This window comes from Methylobacterium sp. J-070 (assembly GCF_022829385.1).
GTDB lineage: Bacteria > Pseudomonadota > Alphaproteobacteria > Rhizobiales > Beijerinckiaceae > Methylobacterium.
This window is the reverse complement of record NZ_JAKSXX010000138.1, coordinates 1-23,421: the sequence shown is the minus strand read 5'-3', so window position 1 is coordinate 23,421 and position 23,421 is coordinate 1. Positions and strand designations below refer to the sequence as shown.

Here is a 23,421-nt window from a genome sequence, read left to right as displayed (position 1 = left end):
GATCGACCTCGACCACGCGGTCATCGTGGACGTCGAGCCGACCACCGCGATCCGGCAGGCCGAGGTCACAGCCGCCAAGCGCATGATCGTGCGCTCGCGCGAGCGCTTCGACCTCTACCCGGCACGGCTCGCCGGCGACAGCGGTTACGGATCGGCCGCGATGCTGGGCTGGCTCGTCCATGAGCAGGGCATCGAGCCGCACATTCCCGTCTTCGACAAGTCTGAGCGCCGGGACGGCACCTTCAGCCGATCAGCCTTCACCTACGACCCTGGCTCTGACGCCTACACCTGCCCGGCCGGCAAGCACCTGCGGCAACGTCAGAAGGTCTACAGGTCACCGCCTCCGCTCGTCGACGCAGACGGGATGCTACGCAACCGCGCGAGCAAGCACGACTGCGATGCCTGCGCGCTGAAGCCACGGTGCTGCCCCAACGCATCCGCCCGCAAGATCCCACGCTCAATCCACGAGGGCGCCCGGCAGATGGCGTGCGACATCTGCGCCTCGGAGGCGGGCCGTACCTCGCGGCGGGAGCGCAAGAAGGTCGAGATGCTGTTTGCCCACCTCAAGCGGATCCTGAAGCTGGATCGGCTTCGGTTGCGGGGGCCGGATGGAGCCCGGGACGAATTCCACCTCGCGGCCGCCGCCCAGAACCTACGGAAGCTGGCCAAGTTGATCCCGCTGGGGCAGCCGAGCCTAGTCTGATTGGCTGGGGGAGACCCTCAGCCGAGCCCCCATCAAACATCGATCCAGGCCGACAGCGAGTTTTTCAACGAAATCCTAGGGAAGCGGACATTGTCTCCGCTCTCGCGCACGATCTGCCCCGGGCGACTGCAGCACCCACACGGCCTATATCGGTGATACTGCCAGCCGACACCGATGAGGTGATGCAGTGAAGCGACGAGGTTTTGTTCTCGGGCTCACCTTGTCGGGGCTTGCGGCCGCTGAGCCTCGCGCGCAGCGAAGGCTACCGCGTCTAGCACTTCTCCTCACAGATGGTGCCGCGTCCCTGGCTAACGGTTCTTGGCCGACGGCGCTGCGCGCTGCCCTCGACGAGTATGGATGGACCGAAGGCCGGACGATCGAGATTGTTACGCGGCATGCCGACGGTGACTTTGATCGCTTGCCGGCCCTTGCGTCCGAGCTTGTCGCGCTTAAGCCGGACCTGCTGCTGACCCATTCGAGCTCGGGTGCACTGGCAGCCTCGGCGGCCACACAAACGATCCCTATCGTGGTCGGAGCCGCGAGCGAGCCGGTGCTTGCCGGGCTAGCTGGCGATCTGGCGAGACCCAAAGGCAACGTCACCGCGCTCACGGTGGCGTCGGTTGAGCAGCACGTCAAATGTGCGGAGATCTTCTCAGAGGTCCGTCCCGGACGTGCTCACCTCGCGGTGCTCGTCAACCCAACGAACCACAGCTACGATGCTCTCGGAGGGGCGCTCGCGGAGCACGGATACCCGTCCACCAACATCGTGGTTGCAAAGGCTCGGGCTGCGCCGTTGCGCGATGCATTGCAGGCAGCCCAAGCCGACGCACTCCTCGTGACGGCGGATCCGAACTTCAATCGCGGCGATGCTGACAAGGCGATTGATGAAGCGGCCAAGAGCCTGCGCGTGCCCCACTTCGGCACCTTCGAGCCTGCGACGAGAGCGGGTGCCCTATTCTCCTTCGGAGCGGATTACGGTCGCCTGATCCGACGTTCCGCGTTCTACATCGACCGCATCCTGCGTGGAGCTAAGCCGGCCGACCTGCCGATCGAGCGCCCGAGCGTGTTCAAGCTTGTCATCAACCTGAAAGCCGCAGACGCGCTTGGCTTGAGCGTCCCGCAACCCGTGTTGGCTCGCGCCGACGAGGTGATCGATTAACGTGACGCCGGGAGCCACGCTGCTCGCAACCTCGGCCTGCCACCCCAGAAACTTGGATTGCTCTGGTACTCGTAAGGCCGCCTTCGGTACGCCGCGGCCACCGGCAGGGTCCAGGCCCGCGCCAGCAGCGCAGGATCATGGAAGTCCGGCCGCGTCTCGATCGATGGGACGGACGCGTAGGTGTTCGGCCCGAGAAGGCGCGGCCCGATGCTGGCCGCGCCGGCCAATCCCGCCAGGAGTACGGCCAGTCCGAGGACGGCTGCCGGATGGCGCCTCCAGAACCGGCCTCGACGTCCCTGTTCAGCACTCATGCGGATGAATCGCGATCCATCGGAGATGGCGCCCGGCCGCTAGGGGCCAAAGCGAGAGCGAACAGGCGCAGGACGGCACGCGCGCCGCGCACGGGCTGAACGGCGACGACCCGCGCCTCCCCGTACGTCGCAGCCCGCACCACGGCTTCCGAGGCGATGCAGTCGCAGGCCGTCGTGCGGGTCATCTGCTCCAGACGGCGGGCGACGTTGACGGTATCGCCCACCACGGTGAACTCGACGCGCTCCACCCCGATGGCGCCGACGAAGACCGAACCTCGGTGGAGGCCGATCCCGATCTGGACCGGCGGCAGACCGGGCCGCCCCCGTTCGCGACTCCAGGCCAGCATGGCGGCGGCCAGAGAGCGGGCCGCCGCGACGGCGCGATCCGTATCGTCGGACGCCGCGTGCGGCACGCCAAATACGGCCATGACCTCGTCGCCGACGAACTTGTCGACGAGGCCGCCCGCCGCCTCGATCGCCCCCGCGGCGCGGCGCCGGAATTCGGCGAGGAAGGCCGCAACATCGCCCGGAGGCATGGTCTCACAGAGTCTGGTGAAATCGCGGATGTCGGCGAACAACACCGTCGCTTCTTGCTCCCAGCCGGCGCGCAAGGTGACGGTGTCGGTTTCGGCAACCAATCGAGCCACCGCCGGTGCCGCCAAACGCGCGAGGTTGTCGCGATGTCGCGTCACGACCCGGGCGGCGGAGCGCAGGCGCCGCACCTGCAGCGCGAGCGATGTCAGGGCCAGCCCGGCGAGGCCCAGGGTGATGGACTCCGACCCGGTCGCGGATGCGAGGCCTAGGAGCAGCGGCGCTGGTGCCGCGGCGAGGAGCGCGCCGCCCCAGGCCGCAGCGGCGCGGTGGCGGCGGACAGCCAGAGCCGCCCCGGCCCCGCGGCGCGGCCGGCCGAACCAGGGAGCCGTGGCCGCCGCGGCGCTGGATTGCGGAAGGACCATCGCCGACATCAGCAGCCCGAGCAGATGCGGTTGATGATGCGCTGCGCCCGGATGTGCTCACGCTCGATCGTGGGTGAGCGGACGTCCCGGCTCGTCCCGTGCAGAAGCGGACGTGACCGTGCGGTAGGGCTCGGCACGTCGGGCTGCGCGAAGCGCGGGACCGTCTGCGACAGCGCGGCGGCCGGGACAGCAAGCGACAGGAGAAGGGCTCCCGCCGCTGCGCCGGGAAGAGATTTTTTCCGCTTGAAGATCATGATCATATGCTCCGATGTGTGGAGCTTCATATTTACTTTCTTTAGATTGCGCAGCGATTTCGAGAAATCGATAATTCATGACAGCAGAAACAGAGATCGATTGTCTTATATTCGCGGAAGTGTTCAGAAATCAGATTTTTCGAGGGCGATCGGCAGATGCTCGCGCGACATCAGGCCCAGCGGGCCGGATGTCGTTCGGCGCGCCGACGAAACGGCGGCCCCGGGTCGGATTTGGGCCCGATCAGGCCGCGACCCGCATTGGACCGATGCGCCGGATGCCAGCGTGGCCGTGGATGACCGGCATCGCGCCCGTCAGGCGTAGGCCCGGAGCGAGGCGTATCAGGGCGCCCAGACCCTCCTCCAGCTCGATCCGGGCCAAGGCCTCGCCGATGCACCGGTGCGCGCCGCCGCCGAAGATCGGATGCAGGCGCGGAAGGTCGGCGCGACCGATGTCGAACGCGTCGGGGTGCGTGTAGACTGCCTCGTCCCGCAGGGCCGACAAGGTCGAGAGCATGATCATGCTTCCGGCCGGCACGACGTACCCGTCGAGGTCGATCGCCTCGCGGGCGACCCGCCCCGCGGAGCCGACGCTCGGCTCGTAGCGGAGGGATTCCGCCACGGCGGCCGGGATCAGGCCCGGATCGCGGCTCACCGCCGCCCATTGCTCCGGATGCTGTTGCAGCAGCGCCGCCTGCATGGCGCCGGCGACCCGGGTCGTGTCGGTGCCGCCGATGATCATCTGCACGAGCTGGACGACCACCTCCTCAGGGGTGAGATCGCCCGCCGCCTCGGCCTCCGCGAGGAAGCGTGACAGGACATCGTCCTGCGGCGCCGACCGGCGCGCCTCGAGGATCGCGCGCACGTAATCCTGCAGCGCGACCGCCGCCGCTTCGAGGTTCGGGACGTCCTCTGGTCCGAAGGTGAAGCTCAGGACCCGGGAGACCTCGTAGGCGAGGTGCGTGAAGCGGGGGATGTCCCCCTGCGGCAGACCGAGGATGTCGGCGATGGTCTGGGCCGGGATCAGCGCGGTATAGCGCTCGACGAGATCGATCTCGCCGTCCGGCAGCCAGTCCCGGACGAGGCTCTCCGCGGCCGCGCGGATTCGGGGGCGTAGGCCTTCGATCATCCGGGCCGCGAAGGTTCGGGTGAAGGGCGAGCGGCGCCGGCGATGGACCGCCCCGTTGGCGGTGAGCATCCCGTGCGCGAAGATGTCGAAGAGCCTGCCCTCTGGGATCCCGCGCGTCTTGGGGTAGAGCGTCTCCGTCGCCTGGACGCGCGGATCGCGCATCAGCCGATCGACGTCCGCGGCCCGGAGGACGACGAATCCTGCCACCTCGTGGCCGATGACGGGCAGCCGGGGCCGCCAGGTGCGGAACGCGCCGTGCGGATCGGCCTCCAGTTCGGCCACCATCAGCGTCGGGATACCCTCGGGAGGCTCGCGCGAGCCGGCCTGTCGCATCCGATCTTCGTTTCCATTCATCGACACATCCTCGTCGCTACTTTGCGAGAGAAGCCTCGAAGGCCGAAGCTACACGATCATGTCCAATGCTGAGCCGATGGTTACCGTCATAACACACGGCGTGCCTGGTTGTCCGAGCGTTCGATCCGTGCGGAAGAACACGTCTCGTGCGCCGCATCGTGCGTGTCAGGAATCCTGAAATCGTGCCGTAACCTGCCCCGCCGAGAACGAGTCCGCTTCACGGGAGAAATCCTCATGCGGACAGAGCAGGCGGACCACGACATCTTCGAGACTTTGTTGAGGCGCAAGATCACCGAGTCCGTGATCAAGGGCCTCGATCACGGGATCTTCGGCGCAATGGACCTCGTCACGCGCTTGCGTCGCTACGCGTGGCGGGCGCGCCAGGAGCAGCTGAGCCCCCAGACCCTCCAGGTCATCGCGTCGGCGCGGCGCCTCCTGGGCGACCGGCCGGGGACGCGGCTCGACTCGTGATACGGACTCGCGGAACCGGGCGGCATCCGTCCTGGATGCCGCCCCGGGCACACGCGCCGTGCGGCCTCCTGCGGGTGGGAAGGAGTGTGCGTCCTATCGGCCGCGGCTCTTGAGGCCCACGGCCAGGAACCGCTCGATCATCGCGTTGACCTGATCCGCGACTTCGATCGTGTTGAAATGCCCTGCGAGCAGCGTCTTGGCCGTCACGAGCTGCGGACAGAGCTCGCGCAGCCTGTCCAGATTCCGCGCCGTCTCAACCAAGGGTACATCTGCCGAGATGTAGGCCATGGGGATCCGGCAGGCGCGTGCGGCCGGGACGGGGTCGTGGTGCAGCACCATGCTGCGCAGCGCCGCGTAGGCCACGTGCTGCGGCGTCCGCTGGGCCGGGCCGAGGATGAACGTGTCGAAGAGCGCCTGCCGCCGCGCCGGATGGTCGTAGTCGCACCCGATCGCCCAGGCCATGTCGCGCACGACGGTCCGATAGTCCGGGCCGCCAACGCCCGCCAGCAGGCCTTCGATCTCGGCGCTGCCAGCCGCGTCGGGCGACGGCAGGACGATCGTGTCGACCATGACGAGGCCGGCGGCGAGGTCGGGATGGCGGCCGCACAGCTCCAGAGCCACCGCGCCGCCTAGGCTGTGACCGATGACGACCGGTTTCGCCAGGTCCAGGGTCCGGCACTGCCACGCGATGTCGTCGGCGAAGCCCTCCATCGTGTAGTTCCCCTCGGGCGCGTCGCTGGCGCCGTGGCCGCGCAGGTTGACCGCCACTACGCGGTGCGTACGGGAGAAGTGCGCGATCTGTGGCGTGAAGACGCCGTGATCGCCGGTCCAGCCGTTGATCAGGAGCAGGGGATTCCCCTGGGGCGTCAGCGGTCCGGCCTCGATATGGGCGAGCCGAAAGCCGTCGCGGGTCAGGTGGACCGGCTGCCACGGGGGCGGGTCGAAGATCATGCGGGTTCTCCGTGTCGCTGGGAGGGGGAGCGGGACGAGGACGGAAGGACGGCCGGGCGCGCGAGGCCGGCATAGGCGGCTATCGCCGCGAAGCAGCCGCCGAGCATCGCGGCAGCCATCGACAGGGCGGAGCATTCGTCGAAGAACCGGGCGACGAGATCGCTGGCGACGGCCGCCCCGACCATCTGCAGGCAGAGCGCGACGGCGCCGGCGGTGCCGGCGGCCTCAGGAGCCGCCGCCGTCGCGCCGTGGATGGCGTTCGGCGAGACGAGGCCGAAGGCCAGACCCATGCCGACCATCGCGGCGATCACCGGCGCTGCCGCAGGCGGGCAGGCCAGGGCATCGACGAGGAGCATCGCTGCCAAGAGGGTCGCTCCGGCGAGACCGGCACCGATCACCCGGTGGGGGCCGATGCCCCGGGCGGCGAGGCGGCCGTTCAGGGCGGCGCTCGCCATCACCGAAAGGGAGCTCGCCCCAAAGACGAGCCCGTAGGCCGACGGGCTGAACCCGAGGGCGCCGATGAACACCAGCGCGGAGCCCGTGATGTAAGCGAAGACTGCGCCCGCCGCCGCGGCGTTGCAGAGTGCATGGCCGAGGAAGACGCGGCCCGCCAGGATCCCGCGATAGGAGCGCAGGATCCCGGCCGGAGCGGGACAGGGGGAGCGGGGAAGGGTTTCTGCGACCTGCGGGATCACCGCCAGGACCGCCAGGGCGGCGGCGGTCGGCGCGGCGTGGATCAGGCGCCAGCCGCCGACATCCATCAGGCCGGCCCCCAGCGTCGGGGCGACCATCGGCACGACGTTGACGGTCAGGACGACGAACGACATCCGGGCGCGCGCCGCCTCGCCGGCGAACAGGTCGCGCACCATCGCGAAGACCGCCATGCCGGGACCGGCCGCGCCGATCCCCTGGACGGCCCGGAACAGCAGGAAATGCGGCAGCGTCCGTGAAGCGGCGCAGCCGATGCTGCCTCCGATCAGCAGGAGGCAGCCGCAGACGATCGCCGGCCGGCGTCCGAGTCGGTCCGAGACCGGCCCGTAGACCAGGAGCGCGGCTCCGAGGCCGAGCAGGTAGACTGCCATGGCCGCGCCCATCGCGGCGGCCGGGACGTGCAGCGCTGCCGCCGTCTCCGACAGGCTCGGAAGGATCATGTCGATCCCGAAGGTCGGGAGCGCCGCGAGCAGCCCGAGCAGCGCCGAGAAGGCCCGCGAGTCGGGATGGATGCGGGCCCGTGCCGGCACGGCGGCAATCCCCCCTCAGGCCCAAAGCCGGCCCTCGTCCCGGGACGCGGCATCCCGGTGCGCGGCGACCATCGCGCCGATCTCACGGGCGAGCCCACCCGCGTCGAGATCAGCCCGCACGGCGGCGCCGAGAATCCCGGCGGCTGTACGGAATCCCGGTTCCGCCAGGAGCCGGTGGACCGCTGCCGCGATCTCGCCCGCGCTGGCCGCCGCGGGCAGGCGCAGGCCGGCGCCGCGCAGCGCGATCCGGGCTGCGTTGTCGGCTTGGTCTCGGGCGAGCGGGATCACCAGCAGCGGCACGCCGTGCAGCAGCGCGCGGCTGACGGTGCCGTGGCCGCCCTGGCAGATGACCAGGTCGGCCTCGGTCATGAGGTCTTCGTGGGAGGCGGTCGCCACGACGCGGAGGGTGTCGGGGGCGTCTAAGTCACCGGCCTCAACGTTCGGGCCGGTGGTCACAATGGTCTCGGCTTCGACTGTCCCGACGGCGCGCACGATCTGCCGGAGGAGGTCGGTCTGGTTCTGGGCACCGGTGCTGCCGGCGACGAGGATGCGCGGCCGGCCCATCCCGGACCACGCGGTCCGGGCGCCCCGCGACCAGATCGGCGCGTCAAGCAGCGGGCCGATGTAGCGGTAATTGGCGGGGAGCATCGCCGCGTCGAAGTCGAACGCCCGGCTAATCGCCAGGAGGACGCGCTCGGACCGCTCGAAATGTGCGAACGCGCTGGCTACCGGCGGCAGCCCGAAGGAGCGCCGTGCGGCGTTGAGCGCCGGCCGGCCGCTCTCCATCGCCGAGACGATCGCGTCGGTCGCCGCGTTCACCGCGACCCGCTCCGCCTCGGTCCGCGGCGGCGCCAGGCCGCTCGCAGCTGGGGGCATACCGGGCAGCGGACGGATGCTGATATGCGGCGACAGGACGGCGTGCGGGATGCCGGCCACCTCGGCGGCCAGGGCGCAGCCGACCAGCAGGTCTATGCTAAGGACCGCGTCGGTCGGGAGCCGCCGGATCTCGTCGAGCGTGTCCGCGGCGTAGGCGCCCGCCGGGGCGAACATGGCTTGGCGCAGCCAGTCGGCGAGATCCGAGAAGTCGGCTGGATCGGCAGCGGTCCCGGTCGGAGCCCGGCGCCACCCGACGAAGGGGAAGCCGGCGGCCTCGACCTCGCCGCCCATGGCGGGATCGGCCATGACCCGCGGACGGTGCCCCGCCCGGCGTAGCTGCCGGGCCGCCGTGAGCACGGGACTGAGATTGCCCGTGGTTCCCCACGAGATGCATAAGACGTTGAGCGACATGATCGTGTGTCCCAATCTGGTCGCGCGGGCGATGCTGGGACGTCAGCCCCGACGTGCCGCCGCGGATGGAAGGATTTTTTCGGACAATGATTGCGTCGCGCTGCATCGAAAGAAGGCGCGAACTCAATAGAAAGCGTTCTAGCGCGAGTTTATTCGGTCGATATCGCGCAGAAAATCAACGTAATCTGGGTGAATATTGTGAATGCAGCCGCCGTAGGCGAAGCTGATCACCAGGGCATCGAGCAGCCATAGCAGAAGACCGCCGCGCGCCGATCGGCGTGCCGCGTCCGGCGATGAGGCCGGGCCGCCCTGAGCCGGAGACCGGCTCGATCTGTGCCCGATCGGGTTGTCATCGCCCCCGGCGCTCGGCCAGTGTCTCGACACGCGCTCGTGCGCCGAACGGGTGTCCGCAGCGGCAGAGCACGCTCGGAGCGGCAGCCCTGCACAATCAGCGATAGAGTCCCTGTGATCAGATCCAGACGTGCGGCAATGTCTTCGCCTCAACAAGCGGATCTCTGAAATCACGGCGTCCGTCATGATCACCTCTCTGATGCGAGAGATTGATCGTGTTATTTGATAGTTACATCGCCATGTCGACTCAGGACCGATTTTATTACAGTTGTAACGAGTAGGTTTTTGTTCGAATGATGCAGCTATGTCCCGCGCGAATGCTCGCGTTGTGCTGGCGCGCACATTATGAAGGGCGCAATCTTTTTGGGCCCGTGATATCAACCCAGCCGTGCAAGACCCGATATCCGGACGCGCTCTGATAGGCCGCCGGAATGGGTTGGCCACGGACGCGACGGTCTCCCGATCTGGGCGGCACTCTCGATCCCCGAGCCGGCCTGTCGAGATCGTGCCATCGCGGCAGGCTGTCGCGGGATGGAGTTGGCGATGTTCGAACCCAGTCTGGGCCGGGGCCAAAGTCGAGGCGCGCGGGCCGGTACGACGCGCATCCTGCTCATCGAGGACGATGCGGGCATGCAGCGCATCGTGTCTGACCATTTCGCCGACCACGACGTCGACGTCACCCCGGCGACCGACCGGAGCGAGGCGGAGAGACGGCTCGCTGAGGAGGCGTTCGACCTCGTGGTGCTCGACCTGCGCCTGGGGTCGGAGAACGGCCTCGACCTGTTGCGCGACCTGCGCGCCAAAAGCGATTTGCCGGTAATCATCACCACCGGCCATCGCCGGGACGAGATCGACCGGGTGATCGGCCTGGAACTTGGTGCGGACGACTACATCGTCAAACCCTACGGCCTGCGCGAGCTGCTGGCGCGGGTCCGGGTCATCCTGCGGCGGGCCGAGGTCGCGCCTGCTCCGGCGCGGGTTCAGGACTCCCATCGCAGCGGCTTCGTCGGTTGGGTGCTCGACCGGCGCCGCCGGCGCCTGACCGATCCCGCCGGCGCGGATGTCGCCCTCAGCAAGGGCGAGTACGCGCTGCTGGTCGCGTTCCTCGATGCCCCCCAGCGCCCACTGAGCCGCGAGCAGCTCCTGCAGGCCACACGCGTCCACGAGGACGTGTTCGACCGCAGCATCGACGTCCAGATCCTGCGGCTGCGCCGCAAGCTGGAGACGGATCCGAGCGCGCCGCGCCTGATCGTGACCGAGCGCGGCATCGGCTACGTCTTCGCCGCGCCCGTCGAGAAGCTGTGACCGTGGCGCTGCCGCGCTTGGTCCGTTCCCCGGGAGCGGCCACCGCCGCTGCCGTCATCGGCAGCGCCCTCGCCATCCTGCCGCCGACCGCCGGGGAAGGCCCCCCCGGGCGGCCCCTGCCGGCCGAGGCCGTGGACGCCCAGGACGTCATCACCCCGATCCCGGCCAGCCTCGGGGCGGATCCGGACCGGGTCGCCCTGGGCCGAATGCTGTTTTCCGACACGAGGCTGTCGCGCGGGGGCGACCGGGCCTGTATCACCTGCCACGACATCCGCACGAATGGCGCGAGCGCGGTCGCCCGGAACCTCACCGCCGACGGCACACCGGTGCCGCGCAACACGCCCACGGCCTTCAACGCGGCGCTGAGCTTCCGTCTGGGCTGGGCGGGCGACATCCCGAGCCTGCCGGACCAGGCCGAGATCGCCCTGACGCAGCCGGAATTTTTGGGCGGATCCTGGCCCGGCATCCTCGCGGTCGTCCAAGGCGATCCGGCGCTCGCCGGCCCGTTCCAGGCAGCCTATGGGCGGGAGGCCGACCGGGCGGCGGTGATCGACGCGATCAACAGCTTCGAGCGCAGCCTGCTCACCCCGGACAGCCGCTTCGACCGGTGGCTGCGCGGCGACGCCCACGCGCTCACCGAGGCGGAGCGGGCGGGCTACGCCCTGTTCCAGGGCATCGGCTGCGCGGCCTGCCATCAGGGCGTCAATGTCGGTGGCAACCTGTTCGAGAAGGTCGGGATCTTCGTCACGATCCCCAACAAGGCCGCCGAGGTGCTGCGGGTGCCGAGCCTGCGCAACGTTGCGGTCACGGCGCCGTACTTCGACGATGGCGGCGTCGCGATGCTCCCCGCGGCGGTGCGCCTCATGGCCCGGGCGCAGCTCGGCCGGGAGCTGACCGACGCGCAGACCGCCTCGATCGTGGCGTTTCTCGGCACGCTCACCGGCTACTACGAGGGGCGGCCCCTCACGGCCCCGCGGGCGCCCGGCGCCCCGCCGCAGCCCCCACCACAGCCATGAGATTGACTGCACAGGCCGCCGTGCTCGGCGCGCTGCTGGCCGCGCTGCTCACGTGGCTGATGATCAATGGAAAGGGCGAGATGAACGCCGCCTACGCGCAGACCCAGCGCACGGTGGATGCCATCGCCCTCGCCGAATCCCGGATGCAGCACGACGTGCTCCGGACGCGGACCGGGCTCCTGCGCAACTACGATCCGATCGTGGCCCACCTCCGCGCGATGCAGGCGGCGCTGTCCGGGTTGCGGGCGGCGAGCGGGCCGGACGACGGCGCGATGCGCACCCTGGCTGAGGCGATCGCCCGGGAGGCGCAGATGGTCGAGCGCTTCAAGACCGGCAATGCCCTCGTGCAGAACTCAATCGCCTATTTCGACTCGCTCAGCGATCGCCTGTCCGAGCCGGATATCGATCCCGACCTCACCCGCGCGGTCGCGGCCCTGCAGATCCGGGTCTCTGAACTCGCCCGCGACGCGAGCCCCAAGCGCCTCGACGACATCCGCGCCCGGCTCAATGTCCTGGCGGCGGGCGCGCCATCGGCCCGGGGCGCGGACATCGCCGCCATCGTCCTGCACGGGCGCCAGCTCCTGGAGCTGCTGCCGCAGGTCGATACCGTCACCCGGTCCCTGCCGGACGCATCGAGCAAAGCGGCGCGCCAAGCCCTCCTAGAGTCCCGTCGTGCCCTTCTGGACCAGCGGCAGGCCCGGGCGGACGGATTCCGTCTGGCCCTCTACGCGGCCGCCTTGTGCTTGGTGGCCCTAGTGGTGCGGGTGGGCCTGCTGATGCGCGCAGGGACGCTCGTCCTGCGCCGGACGATTGCGTTCCAATCGGTCGTGGCCCAGGCCGCCAACCACTTCTCAGCCAGCCAGCCCGACGAGATTGCATCGCGCATCGTCGATGTCATGGCGATGGTGGGCACGGGTGCCTGCACCGACCATTGCTACATCATGATGCTTGACGGTTCCGAGGCGGTGCATTTGTGGAACCGGTCGGGGCTGGCGGAGCCCCGCGGATGGCCGCTAGCGCAACGGGCCCTGGTGCCCGACATCATCGCTGCGGCGGAAGACTACATCTTCGTCGAGACAGCGGACGGGATCGGCCCCCCGGCCCTCGTTCGCCCCCTGGCAGAGCAGGGGGTCGCGACGTTCACGTGCGCGCGCCTGCGGCGGGGGGGACGCATCGTCGGCGTGCTGTGCTTCGAGCGCACGATCAGCGTCCTGCCGCCCTGGATGCGGCACTCGCGCGGGCTGCTGCACGTCGTCGCCGAAAGCTTCAGCGCAGCGCTGGAGCGCCAGCACGTCTGGGAGGAGCGCCGCGAGATCGAGGCGACCCTCCGGCGCGCGCAGCGGCTCGAAGCGATCGGGATCTTCGCCAGCGGCGTGGCGCACAACATCAATAACGTGCTTAACGTCATGCTCGGCCATGCCGAGATCGCCGTGGATGCCATGCCGGTCGATCCGGGACGGGCGGTGGAGCATATCGGGTTGCTGGTCCAGGCGGGTGGCCGGGCCCACGAGATCGCGGGACAGATCCTCGATTACGGGCGGCGGGGCAGTTCATCTCAGGGCACGAGCGCCGTTGACGCGATCGTGGCCGAGACGGTGGACCTGATCCGCACATCGACCGCCGACCCGACCGCGATCCGCCTGACCGGGACCGCCGAGGGCGTGATCGTCGATGGCGAGCCGGCGCAGCTCCAGCAGGTGGTCCACAACCTGATCCGCAACGCCATCCAGGCCTCCGAGCCGGGCGCAGCGGTAGACGTGCAGCTCGAACGCATCCGATTACCGGAGCGGCGGACCCTGTCTCACGGCGAGCTGCCGTCCGGCGCCTACGCCCGCATCCGCGTGTGCGACACGGGCCGCGGGATGGATGAGGCCACGCGCGCACGGATCTTCGAGCCGTTCTTCACCACCCGCCCGGCCGGGACCGGTCTCGGGCTCGCCACGGCCTTCGAGTTCGTCCAGGAGCAGGCCGGGGCCTTCGATGTCCGGAGCGCGTCGGGCGTCGGCAGCGCGTTCGAGGTGTGGCTGCCCGCACGCCCGGAAGCCGAGCCCGGCATCTCTCCCGCCGGCGGCACCGTGATGATCGTCGGAGCCGCCCACTCTGCGCTGCAAGACGATGAGGAAACCCTCGCGGCCCTTGGTTACGAGCCGATCGGCTACACGGACCCGGACGCGGCGCTGACCGCGTTACGGGCGGAGCCGGGGCGCTTCGACCTGCTGATCGTCGAGAACTGGCCGTCGGGCTCCCTCGGCCTCGCCTTCGCCCGCCGCGCCGCGCGGATGGTGGATCGTCCCATCGTGCTCTCGCTCTCGACTACTGACACGGTGCGACCGGAGGTTCTCTCGGCGATCCCGATCGTCGACGTCGTGCACCGGCCCTGGCGTTCGAACGCGCTCGCGCTCACGCTGCGACGCCACCTGGGATCGGAAGTGCGGAGTGCGCCGCCCCGGCGCAAGGCCGCCGCGGAACGGGCGGTGGCGCGGTAGTAGGTCGTCACCACGGCGCCCCGACGCGGAGCGGTCGCGTCGGACCCTGCCCGAAACCGCGGCAGAGCGGTATCAATGTGGCGAGCGACGCACGGCCGCCACCGCCTTCGATCAGGACTGTCCGATAGATTCCATCACCGAGGCACCCGACACGTGCGGGCAAGCCTGTTTCACGCCGCCCATGCCGCCGCTGGCGCGGGACAAAGTTGGCGCGCTTGGTGTCCTGGCCGGCCTGCGCCGCAACGCCTACTCGGCCTTCCGCCCCGGTGCCGCGAGCAGGCGGTGGTCGTGCTGCCCATGCTCGGCCGCGACGTCGTCATAGCTGCCGGCCCGCGGGCGATGTGCGACGTGCTGGCCACGCGACCGGAGCTCTACCGGCGCATCGCGGCCGGCGACCGCACCTTCGGTGCCCTCATCGGGCGTGGCGTGGCCGCCAGCGAGGGTCAGGCCTAGCGCCGGCAGCGCCAGATCCTGGCACCGGCCTTCACGCCCCGCACCGTGATCCTGCTGGCCGCGCACATGGCCGCGTGTACCGGATCGGCCTCGGCCCCCTGGAGGCGTCCCGTGGGGCGCCCGTGGACCTGCTCGGGGTCATGCAGGACCTCAGCCTCGCGGTCGCCGGCAAGAGCATGTTCTCCCTGGAGATCGACTCCTTCGGGCCACAGCTGCGCGGCCTGCTCCTCATCTTTGCTGCCGGCATCGGGCGGTCGCGGGCGAGCGACTTCATCCTGCCCCGCTGGGTGCCGACAGTGACGACCGTCCCCCGCGCGCGATTCCGCCAGCACTGGCGGACGCTCATCCAGGCGATCATCGCCCGACGCCGGGCCTCACATTCCCCGGGTGCGCAGCGCGACCTCTTCGATCTGCTGTCCGAGTCCTACGAGGACCGGGAGGAGGATCTCCTAGCCGACGAGGTCTCGACGATGATCTTTGCTGGGCACGAGACGACGGGCTTGACGCTGTTCTGGGCCTGCTAACTGCTGGCCAACGCGCCCGACTGGCGCGACGCCATCCGGCGGGAAGCGCTGCAGGTGGACCTGTCCCCGAGCGGGGCCGGGTCGGCCCTTGCCGCGCTGCCGCTCACGCGCGCCGTGGTGGACGAGGCGCTTCGGCTCTACCCGCCGGCCTACATGACGGCGCGCCAGGGGGTGGCGGACCACGTGCTGTGCGGCGTGCCCGTCAAGCGTGGGGCCATCGTGCTTATGCCGTTCACCCTGCTGCACACCGACCCGAGCCTGTGGGCTTCGCCCGAGCGTTTCGACCCCGGGCGCGTCCTCGGACCCGAGAAGCCGGATCGCCACGCCTTCCTGCCATTCGGCGCGGCCCGCGCGCGTGCATCGGGGCGCAGCTGGCCACGTCGGAGGCCGTGCTGGTCCTGGCGCGATTGCTGCGGGACAACAACCTCGTCCTCGACGAAGACGGGCCGGTGCTGCCGGTCGGCGCGTTCGCCGCCCGCCCGGCCGAACCGATCTCCGACCTTCCGCCTGCTGCCCTGTGCCTGAGATCCGGCGCCGGTCGAGGGGCCATGCCGTTTCTGGGCGGTGACGTCTGCGCTCCTCAAGAGCGGCCGTCCGAGTTCCGCCCCGCTCCGGGAGCCGAGCATCGATCGCTGGTTTCGGACCCTCACAGGTCCGGAAACGCTTTCGCCAGTTGGTCGATCACGGCGCGGACGGCGGGCGGCAGGCCGCGGCGTGTCGTGAACACGAGATGGACGATGCCGTCCCTGCTTCGCCAGTCCCGGAAGACACGGACAAGCCTTCCGGAATCGATGTGCGCCGCACAGGCGTGATCAGGCAGGAAGGCGACGTCCAGCCCGTCCGCAGCCGCCTCGCATAGAACCGTGCAATCGGCGCAGGTCAGCCGCGGTTCGTGGCGCAACCATGCGCCGTCCCGTCCTCACGCTCCAGCAACTCCGTAATTACCCGGCTCTTCGAGGTTTCCGAGAAAGTGGTTTCCGACAGCTAAAGAAGTTTCTAGGTGGGTGCTGACATCCCGCAGCCAGCGTCCGCTTTGAAGAGATCGCAATAGTCGACTGAACGGCTGCCATGGGCGCATTGCGGAATGTCTGCTTGCGGGCGGCCCTCAATTTCTACAGCTCACCCGCAATCAGCGTTGTCGGCGCCCAGTACACGACGGCTTTGAGGAAGCTACGGCGATCGTCCACACACCCAACATGTGTGCCTTCCGATCGTAGACACTTACGCCTCGTCGAGGCTCGTCGGCCGGCAAGGCTTGAGCGCCCTGCCGACCAGTTTGCACATTTCGGTTGAGTTCAGGCTTCAGCCGCCGCGGCAGCGTTCGGGTGTAGCAGCGCCATTTCATCGCGCCGGCGCGTCAGCATCGGCAGATCTGGCCAGTCACGCCACTGCAGCGTGAACTCGCCGCCCGGCTTAGAGGCGACCACCACCGCCTCATACCAACCGTCCTCTTCGCCCTCGGTGATCAGCACCAAGCTTCCGATTGCGATGCCGGCCCAGCTGCGTGGGTAGCGGGGATCCGCCGGACCTGACCCGCCGAAGCAGCCGTCGCCGCCATCAGCGGGCTTCTTAGCGCCTTATAGCCAATGTAATGCTAGTGGTGCCTGACACTGCAGAGCCGTCGGCGAAGGCTTGCAGGCGCTCGTAGACCTCCTTGGCCACGAACGGCACGTAGGCGCGCCCCGAGTTGAACACCCGGCCCTGCGGCAGCTCAGCGGCAGCCGAGCGTTGATCGTCGTCACACAGCATGAGGGCGCGGAAGCCGATGGTCTCGGCGGCCTTCGTGGTCAAGCTCACGTCCGGGGCGGGAAACCAGGCCGCGTGGGGCCTGCCGCCTTTGTCGGCGCCGAACACGACGAGGGCTGGCGTCGGCTTCGCGAGCGGGCTTTCGGCCGGGGTGAGTGCGCCCTTGGTCTTCAAGATAGCGGCTGCGGTCATAGTATGCTCCAGAAATGCGAAGGGGGCCTCGGATGAGACCCCCTTGGGTTGGTGATGGCTGAGGCCGGTTTCGACGGCCGGGCTGTCGGGCGCGGCGGTCCGGCATCAGCGTGGGTGGTAGGTGCCTCATGCGGCCCTCAGTGAAGGCCACGATGCGGCGGCCCAACGTGTAAATACCAGATTATATTCCTATTTGTCAAGGTGAGTTCAACCCTGGCGCGGTGCCCTGCGCGGCTTGCCGACGCCGCAACGGTGAGTTCCCGACGTTGCCTTGCGCGATTGTGTCAGTGTGGTTTTGGGCCTGCTCACCGCTCGTGACACGCGGAGCGAAGGGTGCGACACTGCTTCTAACAAGAACAGACAACGGCAACGCCGATCAACGAGGGGGCGCGGAGGAAACCCGTGCCGCACTACTTCTTCGACGTTCAATCCCCGCGAGGGGTGGTGTGCCTAGACTATCAAGGGCTCGATTGCTCCGACGACACCGCTGCGCTGGCGCTCGCGCGCCATGGCGCAGGCTTTACCTCTGCAGGCGACTGCGAGCGCAACCCGCAGCTGAAGAGCTACCGTTTCGCCGTAGCGGATGCGGACCACCACCTGCTCTTTACCGTACCATTTACGGAGCTGCTTCCGGATGGCGAGCCTGCTCCGGCAGCGCGGAAGCGCCGCCCTCGCGCTTCGCCAAGGCGGCCTGGCGCGCCAGTGCACGCCTAAGGGACGGTGGCCTGTCGGCGTCGTCGGTGGCTGGACAGAAGGCCCAGCTCACCACCGACTGCGGCAGCGCCAAACGCAGGATGTCCAGCCCGCAGCGAGGCTTCTGCGTCTCGCCCGCGACCAGAGCGGTCAAAGCGGCGCTGGCGGTATCGTAGCAGCCGAGCAGATCCTGCTCGAAGGTGACGGCGAAACAGCCTCGCGCACCCATCCGGGTCCACTCGATGCGGAAGACCCCCTGAGGGGTTTCGTAGAGCCAGCAGCCACTCAGCATCGGCATTTCCTCCGGTATTTTCGAGGGAAACGACGACCGAATTGTCTGGATCCGTGCTCGCCCGATGGAGCGCGGGTCAGTGAGCCGGTGGGAACATGGGTGTCAAACCCGATGTTCTGCAGATTGGGGCGCACCCGGAGGCGCAGGCATGAAACCCTTGAAGCTCCTATCGCTCTGCGGACTCCTGGCGCTGAGCCTCGCGGCCTGCAATGACAACGATAAGAAGGCCGAGAACAGCCCGGCGACCACGACAGGCTCGACCGATACGGCGCCGTCGAATCAGCCGTCCAACCTCACGAGGCCGAACACGCCTGCGGCGGCCCCTGCGACTGGCGTCGATCCTACGATCACACCGTCTGGTCAGAACCCCCGGCCCTGAAAGCAGTGCGGGACGACCGACGAACGGATCGCTTGGTCCACGGCTATCCGGCACCGGACACGCCGAGAGTGCTGCTGGCAGCATTCGATCCTGCCCTACACAGTCTGCGGCGCCACTGAGGCATTGTCGGAAACCTGCCGTGAGCAGGGTCGCATCGTCTCTCATGCCTATTTCGTAGGCCGCGTGACGATCGACGTTGAAGCGGGCTCTCGGCTAGAACTCGTATAAAGCATTGTTGCGATGGGTAAAATTAAGAAATGAGTGGGACCCCCAGTTGGGTCCGACCGGAACCTCGCCTCAAAATGAAACTGTTTGATTGTTGAGGACGTCATCATCCTCCGCGGAGAGATTTCGGTTCGGCGCTTGTCTACACACGCCCTCGTCCGCAACGATGTGGTCGGCTTAGCGAGCTCGCGAGGCGTGGGCGGCCCTTCCGCAACACGCTCGATGTACACCGCAGCCGCGACGCGGGACCGCTATAGCCATCGTAGGTCGATGGAGGGCCGATGAGTTTCCAAGTAGATTATTACGTCTCGTTGAATTCGCCCTGGACTCACCTCGGGGGTACGCGCCTGATGGACATCGCCGCGCGATGCGGTGCGAGCGTGCGGATCTATCCCATCGACACGGCCGAAGTTTTCCCGGCTTCAGGAGGGCTGCCGCTGCCCAAGCGCTCGCCCCAGCGGCAAGCCTATCGCATTCAGGAGCTGGCGCGCTGGCGCGATGTCCTCGCCATTCCGATCAACCTCAAGCCAAAGCATTTCCCAGCCAAAGAGGCGGTCGCCGCTCAATCCGTCCTCGCGGTGCGCGAGACGATCGGCGATGCGCCAGCCATCGATCTGGCGCATCGCATCCTGAAGGCGCTTTGGGAAGAAGAAGCTGACACGGGCGACCGGGAAACACTCGTGCGCCTCATCGGCGAGATCGGCCTGGACGGGACCTCGATCCTGGAGCTTGCGGGTGACGGACGGTGGGCAGCACTGCGCTCGCAGGAGACGCGGGCCGCAATTAACCGCGGGGTATTCGGCGTCCCCACCTATGCGGTGGGCGAGAGCATCTTCTGGGGTCAGGACCGGCTGGACTTCCTTGAGCGCCAGTTAAGGGCCGGCCGTTGATATCGATCGGTGTGGAGGGTCGCCCGTTGATGCGGGTAATGGAGAATGACGGGTCCCGCGCCCCACTGCCGATGACGCTCGTCCACCGGCATAGCTGTCACCCACTGCGGCCGCTTTCGACCCCTTGCGGAAGCTGGGAAAGTCCGCTTACGGGCTAATCGTTGAGCCCGGGACTACGACCGGGACGAAGGCGAGCAGGTCCACCAATTATTGTGGCGCTGGTGCTTTAGCGGCAAGTCATTGTATGATGATAGTGTAGACCGATCGAAGGTGGCCGATGAACCCTGATCTTCTGCACACGGTCACTCGCCGAACAATCAATTTCAGCCTGCTGCTCAGCTCTGCGCTGGTTTCGGCGCCGTCAAAATCTCAAGAGAGAAGAATTCCGCGCGTTGGAATTTTGTGGCACGCCGCCAGTGCTGAGGAAGAGAACTTCCCGCTCTCCAATTTCAGGCAAGGACTAAAAGACATTGGCTACACAGAAGGACAAGGCATCATCTTGGAGATGCGATTTCCCGCGGAAAAGCCGGACCTGTTCGTAAGATACGCCGCCGATCTGGCGGCCCTCAGAGTTGATCTCATCGTGGCTGTCGGGCGCCTTGCCGCCCTTGCGGCACAGCGGGCGACAACGACGATCCCTATCGTCTTTCTGACGGTTGCCGACCCGATCGGCAGTAAGCTGGTGGAAACGCTCTCACGTCCAGGCCAGAACATCACTGGACTCTCCACCATGGCGCTCGAGCTCACTCCCAAGCGGATCGAGCTTCTGAAGGAATCGGCCGGCCTGACGAAAGTGGGACTGCTGGTGAATGCGGGCGATCCAGAAGGAGAGCGCCGCTTTTTAGAATTGAGCGAGACGGCGGTTAGACCGCTCGGAATCCATGTAGAGGGAATTGAGGTCCGGACGGGCAAGGACTTCGAAGGCGCTTTCGAGCGCATCAAAGAGACTGGCCTGCAAGGTGTTGTCCTCACGCAAGACGGCCTGATCTACGCGGAGCAGAGCCAGATTTTTCAGTTAGCTTCGGTCCACCGTTTGCCGGTTATCGGCTACACGCGTGAGATGGCTACGAACGGAGCGCTGATGACGTACGGCCCGAACAATGGTCGGATGTTCCGCAGGGGGGCGAGCTTCGTGGATAAAATTTTGAAAGGAACGAAGTCCGTAGCCGATCTCCCGGTGGAAGAGTCAGACCTCATTGAATTTGTCATCAACACGTCTGTCGCTCAGAAACTTGGTATCGACATCCCGTTTATGATGATCTCACGAGCGACCGACCTCGTGCCTTGAGGACTGGCCGCTTCGAGTTGGCCTCAGTTGGCGATCGGCGAACACTCTCGGCTCGACGCGGATGCAACCCTGGCAGACAGAAGAACGGTCATGGCAGAGTGCGGACGCATCTTCCTTGGAGGAGGCACCGACGTGGTGACGCGGCGGAGGCAGGTTCTAGGTCTGCTCGGAGCGGCGTTTGCGTGGCCCGTCGTGGCGCGGGCACAGCCTGCCGGTCCGACTTACCGTGTTGGCTACTTGGCCCTCCTTCCCGGCGAAGAGATCACGCTCGCGAAGCCGCTCCTCGAACGCCTTCGGGAACTCGGGTTCGTCGAGGGCCGCGACCTGATCTGGACCTATCGCTCCGCCGAGGGCGCGCCAGAGCGCCTACCGGCCCTCGCCGCGGAACTGCTTCAAGCCGGGGCGCAGGTTCTGGTCGCGGGCTTCGGCACGCTCGCGGCCAAAGCGGCGAAGGCGGCCACGGCTACGACGCCGATCGTGTTCACCAGCGTCGGTGACCCGGTTGGCGCGGGCCTCGTCTCAACCCTGAACCGGCCGGGAGGCAATGTCACCGGCGTCACCAGCCAAGCTGGCGACATCGCGGCAAAACGGCTGCAGATCCTCATGGACCTTTTGCCGGAGCGGCGGACCATCGCGGTGCTGCTGAACCCGGACACACCGTTCACCGCCCTGGCGATGCGCGAGGTCTCAGCGGCGGCCGAGGCGCGCCAGCGGTCGCTCACGATGCTGGAGGCGACGAGCGCGGATCAGGTTGCGAGCTGTCTTGCGACGGCGATCGCGACAGGGGTGGGTAGCCTGCTGACGCTCGACGATCCCCTACTCGTCAGCCTCCGACGCCGTATCATCGAAGCTACCGCCGCGGCGAAGCTGCCCGCGATCTACGGCAGCCGGAGCTTTGTGGAAGCCGGTGGGCTGATGTCTTACGGCGTGGACAGGCGCCAGATGAGCCGCCATGCCGCGGAGTACGTTGCGAAGATCCTGAAGGGCGCGCGTGCCGCGGAGCTGCCGGTGGAGCAGCCAACCGCCTTCGAGCTCATCGTCAATCTCAGGGCGGCCGAGGCTATCGGCCTCACCATTCCACCCGCGCTCCTCGCCCGAGCCGACGAGATCATCGAATGAACAGGCGGGACTTGCTGGCCTCCTTCGGAGCTATCGCGATGCGCAGCGCGAGTGCGCATGCGCAGGACGCGATGCGTCGGATTGGCGTGATGATGGCGTTGGACGAGGATCAGGCGGAAGAGAAGGTCCGCCTTCAAGCCCTACTAAGACGGCTGGAGCAACTCGGCTGGGTCGATGGTCGGAACGTGCGCATCCAGGTTCGCTCAGCCCGCGGCAGCATGGCGCGGAGCCGTGAGATCGCGGCTGAGTTCGCGGCTCTCGCGCCGGATGTGATCATTAGCACAGGGTCGACCGCAACTGCGGCGATCAAGCGCGCGACGCCCTCGATCCCCGTCGTGTTCGCTCTGGTCAACGAGCCCGTCGCACAAGGGTTCGTTCAGTCTCTTCAACGGCCGGGTGGAAACATCACTGGCTTCACCCTTATCGACTTCACCCTGATCCTGAAGCTTGTCGAATTGTTGAAGTCTATAGATCCCGGCATGAGCCGTGTCGGTTTGATGTTCAATCCGGAGAATTATTCAGCTTACAATGATTACGTTGATAGGTTGCAAGCAGAGCCGCGCCTCGGGGTCGATGTCGTTCAGTCGACGGCCCGATCGCCTGCCGAAATTTTTGCCGCAATCGCGGCCCTTGCCGCCCAACCGAGGGCCGGCTTGGCGATCCTCCCCGACGGCGGCTTCACCCTTACCAATCAGGCGCCGATCCGAGCTGCGCTGGAGCGACATCCCATGCCTGCCATCGCGTTCTGGCGGCAGTTCGTCGCCGATGGCGGGCTCATGTCCTATGGGCCGGACACCATCGATGTGTTTCGACGGTCAGCCGATTACGCAGACCGCATCCTGAAAGGTGCGAAGCCCGCCGAACTACCCGTCCAGCAACCGGTCAAATTCGACCTCGTGATCAGCGCGAAAGCGGCGGCGGTGCTCGGTCTGGCTATCCCGCCCACTCTTCTGGCTCAAGCCGATGAGGTGACGGACTAGGGGCTATGTCGACGGCCCCGCTGGCGCTCATCTTCATCGCAGGACACCCACCAAGAAGCAGGGTCGCGCATGGGCGCGGAGCCGAGGGTCCGCTTGCGGGCGACGAACCAACTCCCGCAAACCACCCTTCTCGGACGTTCGATCAGGCCGTTTCCGTATTATCTCGGCGCTGACGATGGAGCTTTCGATGCCTCGACACACCGGGCAAGGAAGTCGCGTGTCAGCCGGGCGATCTCGTCCGTCGCCTCGTCCAGCGCGAAGTGACCAGCATCGAGGAGGTGCAACTCCGCCTCCCGCAGGTCGCGCAGATAGGCTTCCGCCCCAGGCACGATGAAGGACGGGTCGTAGCGGCCCCACAGCACAAGAGTGGGCAGCGGATGAGCGCGCATCCACGCCTGCCAAGCCGGGTACGACGCCACGTTCGTGCGGTAGTCGTAGAGGAGGGCCGCTTGGATGTCCCGCTCACCGGGCCGGGACAGGATAGCGTACTCGTCCGCCCAGGTGTCCGGGTTGTACCGCTCGGGGTTCGGGCTGGTGCCGAGATGGCGCTGCTTGGCCGCTTCCAGGGACGTGAAGGCGTCGACCTGCTCGGGATGAGCCGCGGGGTCGGCCCAGTACTGGGCGATGCCCTGCCACTTGGCCCCAAGTCCCTCCGCATAGGCGTTGGCG

The 23,421-nt window shown here is 67.6% G+C and carries 23 protein-coding genes and 1 pseudogene; 13 read left to right on the top strand and 11 right to left on the bottom strand.

Translation table 11 applies throughout. The features are described from left to right. The coding region (locus MKL01_RS13545; protein WP_243905741.1) for a transposase at positions 1–703 on the top strand (703 nt) is incomplete at its 5' end. 187 nt (positions 704–890) lie between these two features. Further along, positions 891–1,862, top strand: coding sequence for an ABC transporter substrate-binding protein (locus MKL01_RS13540; RefSeq protein WP_243905740.1), 972 nt, complete (start codon positions 891–893; stop codon positions 1,860–1,862). A 307-nt stretch (positions 1,863–2,169) separates the two neighbouring features. On the opposite strand, the gene MKL01_RS13535 is transcribed toward MKL01_RS13540, so the two are convergent. From MKL01_RS13535 to MKL01_RS13525, 3 genes are all read right to left on the bottom strand, one after another. Continuing rightward, positions 2,170–2,895, bottom strand: coding sequence for an adenylate/guanylate cyclase domain-containing protein (locus MKL01_RS13535; RefSeq protein ID WP_243905739.1), 726 nt, complete (start codon positions 2,893–2,895; stop codon positions 2,170–2,172). A gap of 242 nt (positions 2,896–3,137) precedes the next feature. Next, positions 3,138–3,389, bottom strand: coding sequence for a hypothetical protein (locus MKL01_RS13530; RefSeq protein WP_243905738.1), 252 nt, complete (start codon positions 3,387–3,389; stop codon positions 3,138–3,140). Positions 3,390–3,624: 235 nt separating this feature from the next. Continuing rightward, on the bottom strand, positions 3,625–4,863 hold the full coding sequence (locus tag MKL01_RS13525; protein WP_243905737.1) for a cytochrome P450: 1,239 nt from the start codon (positions 4,861–4,863) through the stop codon (positions 3,625–3,627). A 234-nt stretch (positions 4,864–5,097) separates the two neighbouring features. Between MKL01_RS13525 and MKL01_RS13520 the strand changes: the two genes are divergently transcribed. Further along, a complete protein-coding gene (locus MKL01_RS13520; RefSeq protein ID WP_243905736.1) occupies positions 5,098–5,334 on the top strand; it encodes a hypothetical protein in 237 nt (78 codons plus the stop codon). Positions 5,335–5,427: 93 nt separating this feature from the next. Here MKL01_RS13520 and MKL01_RS13515 read toward each other — a convergent pair whose 3' ends face one another. Genes MKL01_RS13515 through MKL01_RS13505 form a run of 3 tightly spaced genes read right to left on the bottom strand, consistent with a single transcriptional unit; the run spans position 5,428 to position 8,813 of the window. Beyond that, positions 5,428–6,285, bottom strand: a complete 858-nt coding sequence (locus tag MKL01_RS13515) for an alpha/beta fold hydrolase (protein WP_243905735.1) — start codon at positions 6,283–6,285, stop codon at positions 5,428–5,430. Continuing rightward, positions 6,282–7,526 (bottom strand): Bcr/CflA family efflux MFS transporter, encoded by a 1,245-nt coding sequence (locus MKL01_RS13510; protein ID WP_243905734.1) that lies wholly within the window; start codon positions 7,524–7,526, stop codon positions 6,282–6,284. Before MKL01_RS13510 ends, MKL01_RS13515 begins: the two co-directional genes overlap by 4 nt. A 15-nt stretch (positions 7,527–7,541) precedes the next feature. Beyond that, positions 7,542–8,813, bottom strand: a complete 1,272-nt coding sequence (locus MKL01_RS13505) for a glycosyltransferase (RefSeq protein WP_243905733.1) — start codon at positions 8,811–8,813, stop codon at positions 7,542–7,544. 894 nt (positions 8,814–9,707) lie between these two features. Between MKL01_RS13505 and MKL01_RS13500 the strand changes: the two genes are divergently transcribed. From MKL01_RS13500 to MKL01_RS13480, 5 genes and pseudogenes are all read left to right on the top strand, one after another. Then, entirely contained in the window at positions 9,708–10,469 is a 762-nt protein-coding gene (locus tag MKL01_RS13500; RefSeq protein WP_243905732.1) for a response regulator, read from the top strand. Further along, positions 10,466–11,485, top strand: coding sequence for a cytochrome-c peroxidase (locus tag MKL01_RS13495; protein ID WP_243905731.1), 1,020 nt, complete (start codon positions 10,466–10,468; stop codon positions 11,483–11,485). The genes MKL01_RS13500 and MKL01_RS13495 overlap by 4 nt, the downstream gene beginning before the upstream one ends. Further along, positions 11,482–13,971 carry a two-component system VirA-like sensor kinase gene (locus MKL01_RS13490; protein ID WP_243905730.1) on the top strand — a complete coding sequence of 830 codons (2,490 nt, stop codon included), beginning with the start codon at positions 11,482–11,484 and terminating at the stop codon, positions 13,969–13,971. Before MKL01_RS13495 ends, MKL01_RS13490 begins: the two co-directional genes overlap by 4 nt. Positions 13,972–14,253: 282 nt before the next feature. Continuing rightward, positions 14,254–14,424: a hypothetical protein gene (locus tag MKL01_RS13485; protein ID WP_243905729.1), complete on the top strand. Its 171-nt coding sequence runs from the start codon at positions 14,254–14,256 to the stop codon at positions 14,422–14,424. Between the two features lie 140 nt (positions 14,425–14,564). Continuing rightward, positions 14,565–15,473: pseudogene (locus MKL01_RS13480) on the top strand (cytochrome P450). Positions 15,474–15,594: 121 nt separating this feature from the next. Here MKL01_RS13480 and MKL01_RS13475 read toward each other — a convergent pair. The 3 genes from MKL01_RS13475 to MKL01_RS13465 form a co-directional block, all read right to left on the bottom strand. Next, positions 15,595–15,849 carry a LysR substrate-binding domain-containing protein gene (locus tag MKL01_RS13475; protein ID WP_243905728.1) on the bottom strand — a complete coding sequence of 85 codons (255 nt, stop codon included), beginning with the start codon at positions 15,847–15,849 and terminating at the stop codon, positions 15,595–15,597. Positions 15,850–16,243: 394 nt separating this feature from the next. Further along, a complete protein-coding gene (locus tag MKL01_RS13470; RefSeq protein WP_243905727.1) occupies positions 16,244–16,420 on the bottom strand; it encodes a hypothetical protein in 177 nt (58 codons plus the stop codon). Between the two features lie 97 nt (positions 16,421–16,517). Continuing rightward, entirely contained in the window at positions 16,518–16,886 is a 369-nt protein-coding gene (locus MKL01_RS13465) for a hypothetical protein (RefSeq protein ID WP_243905726.1), read from the bottom strand. A gap of 402 nt (positions 16,887–17,288) precedes the next feature. Between MKL01_RS13465 and MKL01_RS36210 the strand changes: the two genes are divergently transcribed. Beyond that, positions 17,289–17,600: a DUF6894 family protein gene (locus MKL01_RS36210; protein WP_409566249.1), complete on the top strand. Its 312-nt coding sequence runs from the start codon at positions 17,289–17,291 to the stop codon at positions 17,598–17,600. Here the strand turns inward: MKL01_RS36210 and MKL01_RS13460 are convergent. Then, positions 17,503–17,877 (bottom strand): hypothetical protein, encoded by a 375-nt coding sequence (locus MKL01_RS13460; RefSeq protein ID WP_243905725.1) that lies wholly within the window; start codon positions 17,875–17,877, stop codon positions 17,503–17,505. The two genes, MKL01_RS36210 and MKL01_RS13460, sit on opposite strands and share 98 nt — an antisense overlap. An 879-nt stretch (positions 17,878–18,756) precedes the next feature. Here MKL01_RS13460 and MKL01_RS13455 point away from each other — a divergent pair. From MKL01_RS13455 to MKL01_RS13440, 4 genes are all read left to right on the top strand, one after another. Next, positions 18,757–19,365, top strand: coding sequence for a 2-hydroxychromene-2-carboxylate isomerase (locus tag MKL01_RS13455; RefSeq protein WP_279604605.1), 609 nt, complete (start codon positions 18,757–18,759; stop codon positions 19,363–19,365). 277 nt (positions 19,366–19,642) lie between these two features. After that, positions 19,643–20,653, top strand: coding sequence for an ABC transporter substrate-binding protein (locus MKL01_RS13450; RefSeq protein WP_243905723.1), 1,011 nt, complete (start codon positions 19,643–19,645; stop codon positions 20,651–20,653). A gap of 27 nt (positions 20,654–20,680) precedes the next feature. After that, on the top strand, positions 20,681–21,772 hold the full coding sequence (locus MKL01_RS13445; RefSeq protein ID WP_243905722.1) for an ABC transporter substrate-binding protein: 1,092 nt from the start codon (positions 20,681–20,683) through the stop codon (positions 21,770–21,772). A gap of 38 nt (positions 21,773–21,810) precedes the next feature. Beyond that, on the top strand, positions 21,811–22,752 hold the full coding sequence (locus MKL01_RS13440) for an ABC transporter substrate-binding protein (protein ID WP_243905721.1): 942 nt from the start codon (positions 21,811–21,813) through the stop codon (positions 22,750–22,752). 158 nt (positions 22,753–22,910) lie between these two features. Here MKL01_RS13440 and MKL01_RS13435 read toward each other — a convergent pair. Next, on the bottom strand, positions 22,911–23,421 hold a 511-nt coding region (locus tag MKL01_RS13435), incomplete at its 5' end, for an alpha/beta hydrolase (protein ID WP_279604604.1).

What these genes read in the sequence shown, in the direction of transcription:
- MKL01_RS13465 (WP_243905726.1), bottom strand. Translation starts at nt 16,886, where the DNA reads ATGACCGCAGCCGCTATCTTGAAGACCAAGGGCGCACTCACCCCGGCC.
- MKL01_RS13505 (WP_243905733.1), bottom strand. Translation starts at nt 8,813, where the DNA reads ATGTCGCTCAACGTCTTATGCATCTCGTGGGGAACCACGGGCAATCTC.
- MKL01_RS13530 (WP_243905738.1), bottom strand. Translation starts at nt 3,389, where the DNA reads ATGATCATGATCTTCAAGCGGAAAAAATCTCTTCCCGGCGCAGCGGCG.
- MKL01_RS13515 (WP_243905735.1), bottom strand. Translation starts at nt 6,285, where the DNA reads ATGATCTTCGACCCGCCCCCGTGGCAGCCGGTCCACCTGACCCGCGAC.
- MKL01_RS13520 (WP_243905736.1), top strand. Translation starts at nt 5,098, where the DNA reads ATGCGGACAGAGCAGGCGGACCACGACATCTTCGAGACTTTGTTGAGG.
- MKL01_RS13450 (WP_243905723.1), top strand. Translation starts at nt 19,643, where the DNA reads ATGAACCCTGATCTTCTGCACACGGTCACTCGCCGAACAATCAATTTC.
- MKL01_RS13460 (WP_243905725.1), bottom strand. Translation starts at nt 17,877, where the DNA reads ATGCCGATGCTGAGTGGCTGCTGGCTCTACGAAACCCCTCAGGGGGTC.
- MKL01_RS13455 (WP_279604605.1), top strand. Translation starts at nt 18,757, where the DNA reads ATGAGTTTCCAAGTAGATTATTACGTCTCGTTGAATTCGCCCTGGACT.
- MKL01_RS13500 (WP_243905732.1), top strand. Translation starts at nt 9,708, where the DNA reads ATGTTCGAACCCAGTCTGGGCCGGGGCCAAAGTCGAGGCGCGCGGGCC.
- MKL01_RS13440 (WP_243905721.1), top strand. Translation starts at nt 21,811, where the DNA reads ATGCGCAGCGCGAGTGCGCATGCGCAGGACGCGATGCGTCGGATTGGC.
- MKL01_RS13525 (WP_243905737.1), bottom strand. Translation starts at nt 4,863, where the DNA reads ATGAATGGAAACGAAGATCGGATGCGACAGGCCGGCTCGCGCGAGCCT.
- MKL01_RS13490 (WP_243905730.1), top strand. Translation starts at nt 11,482, where the DNA reads ATGAGATTGACTGCACAGGCCGCCGTGCTCGGCGCGCTGCTGGCCGCG.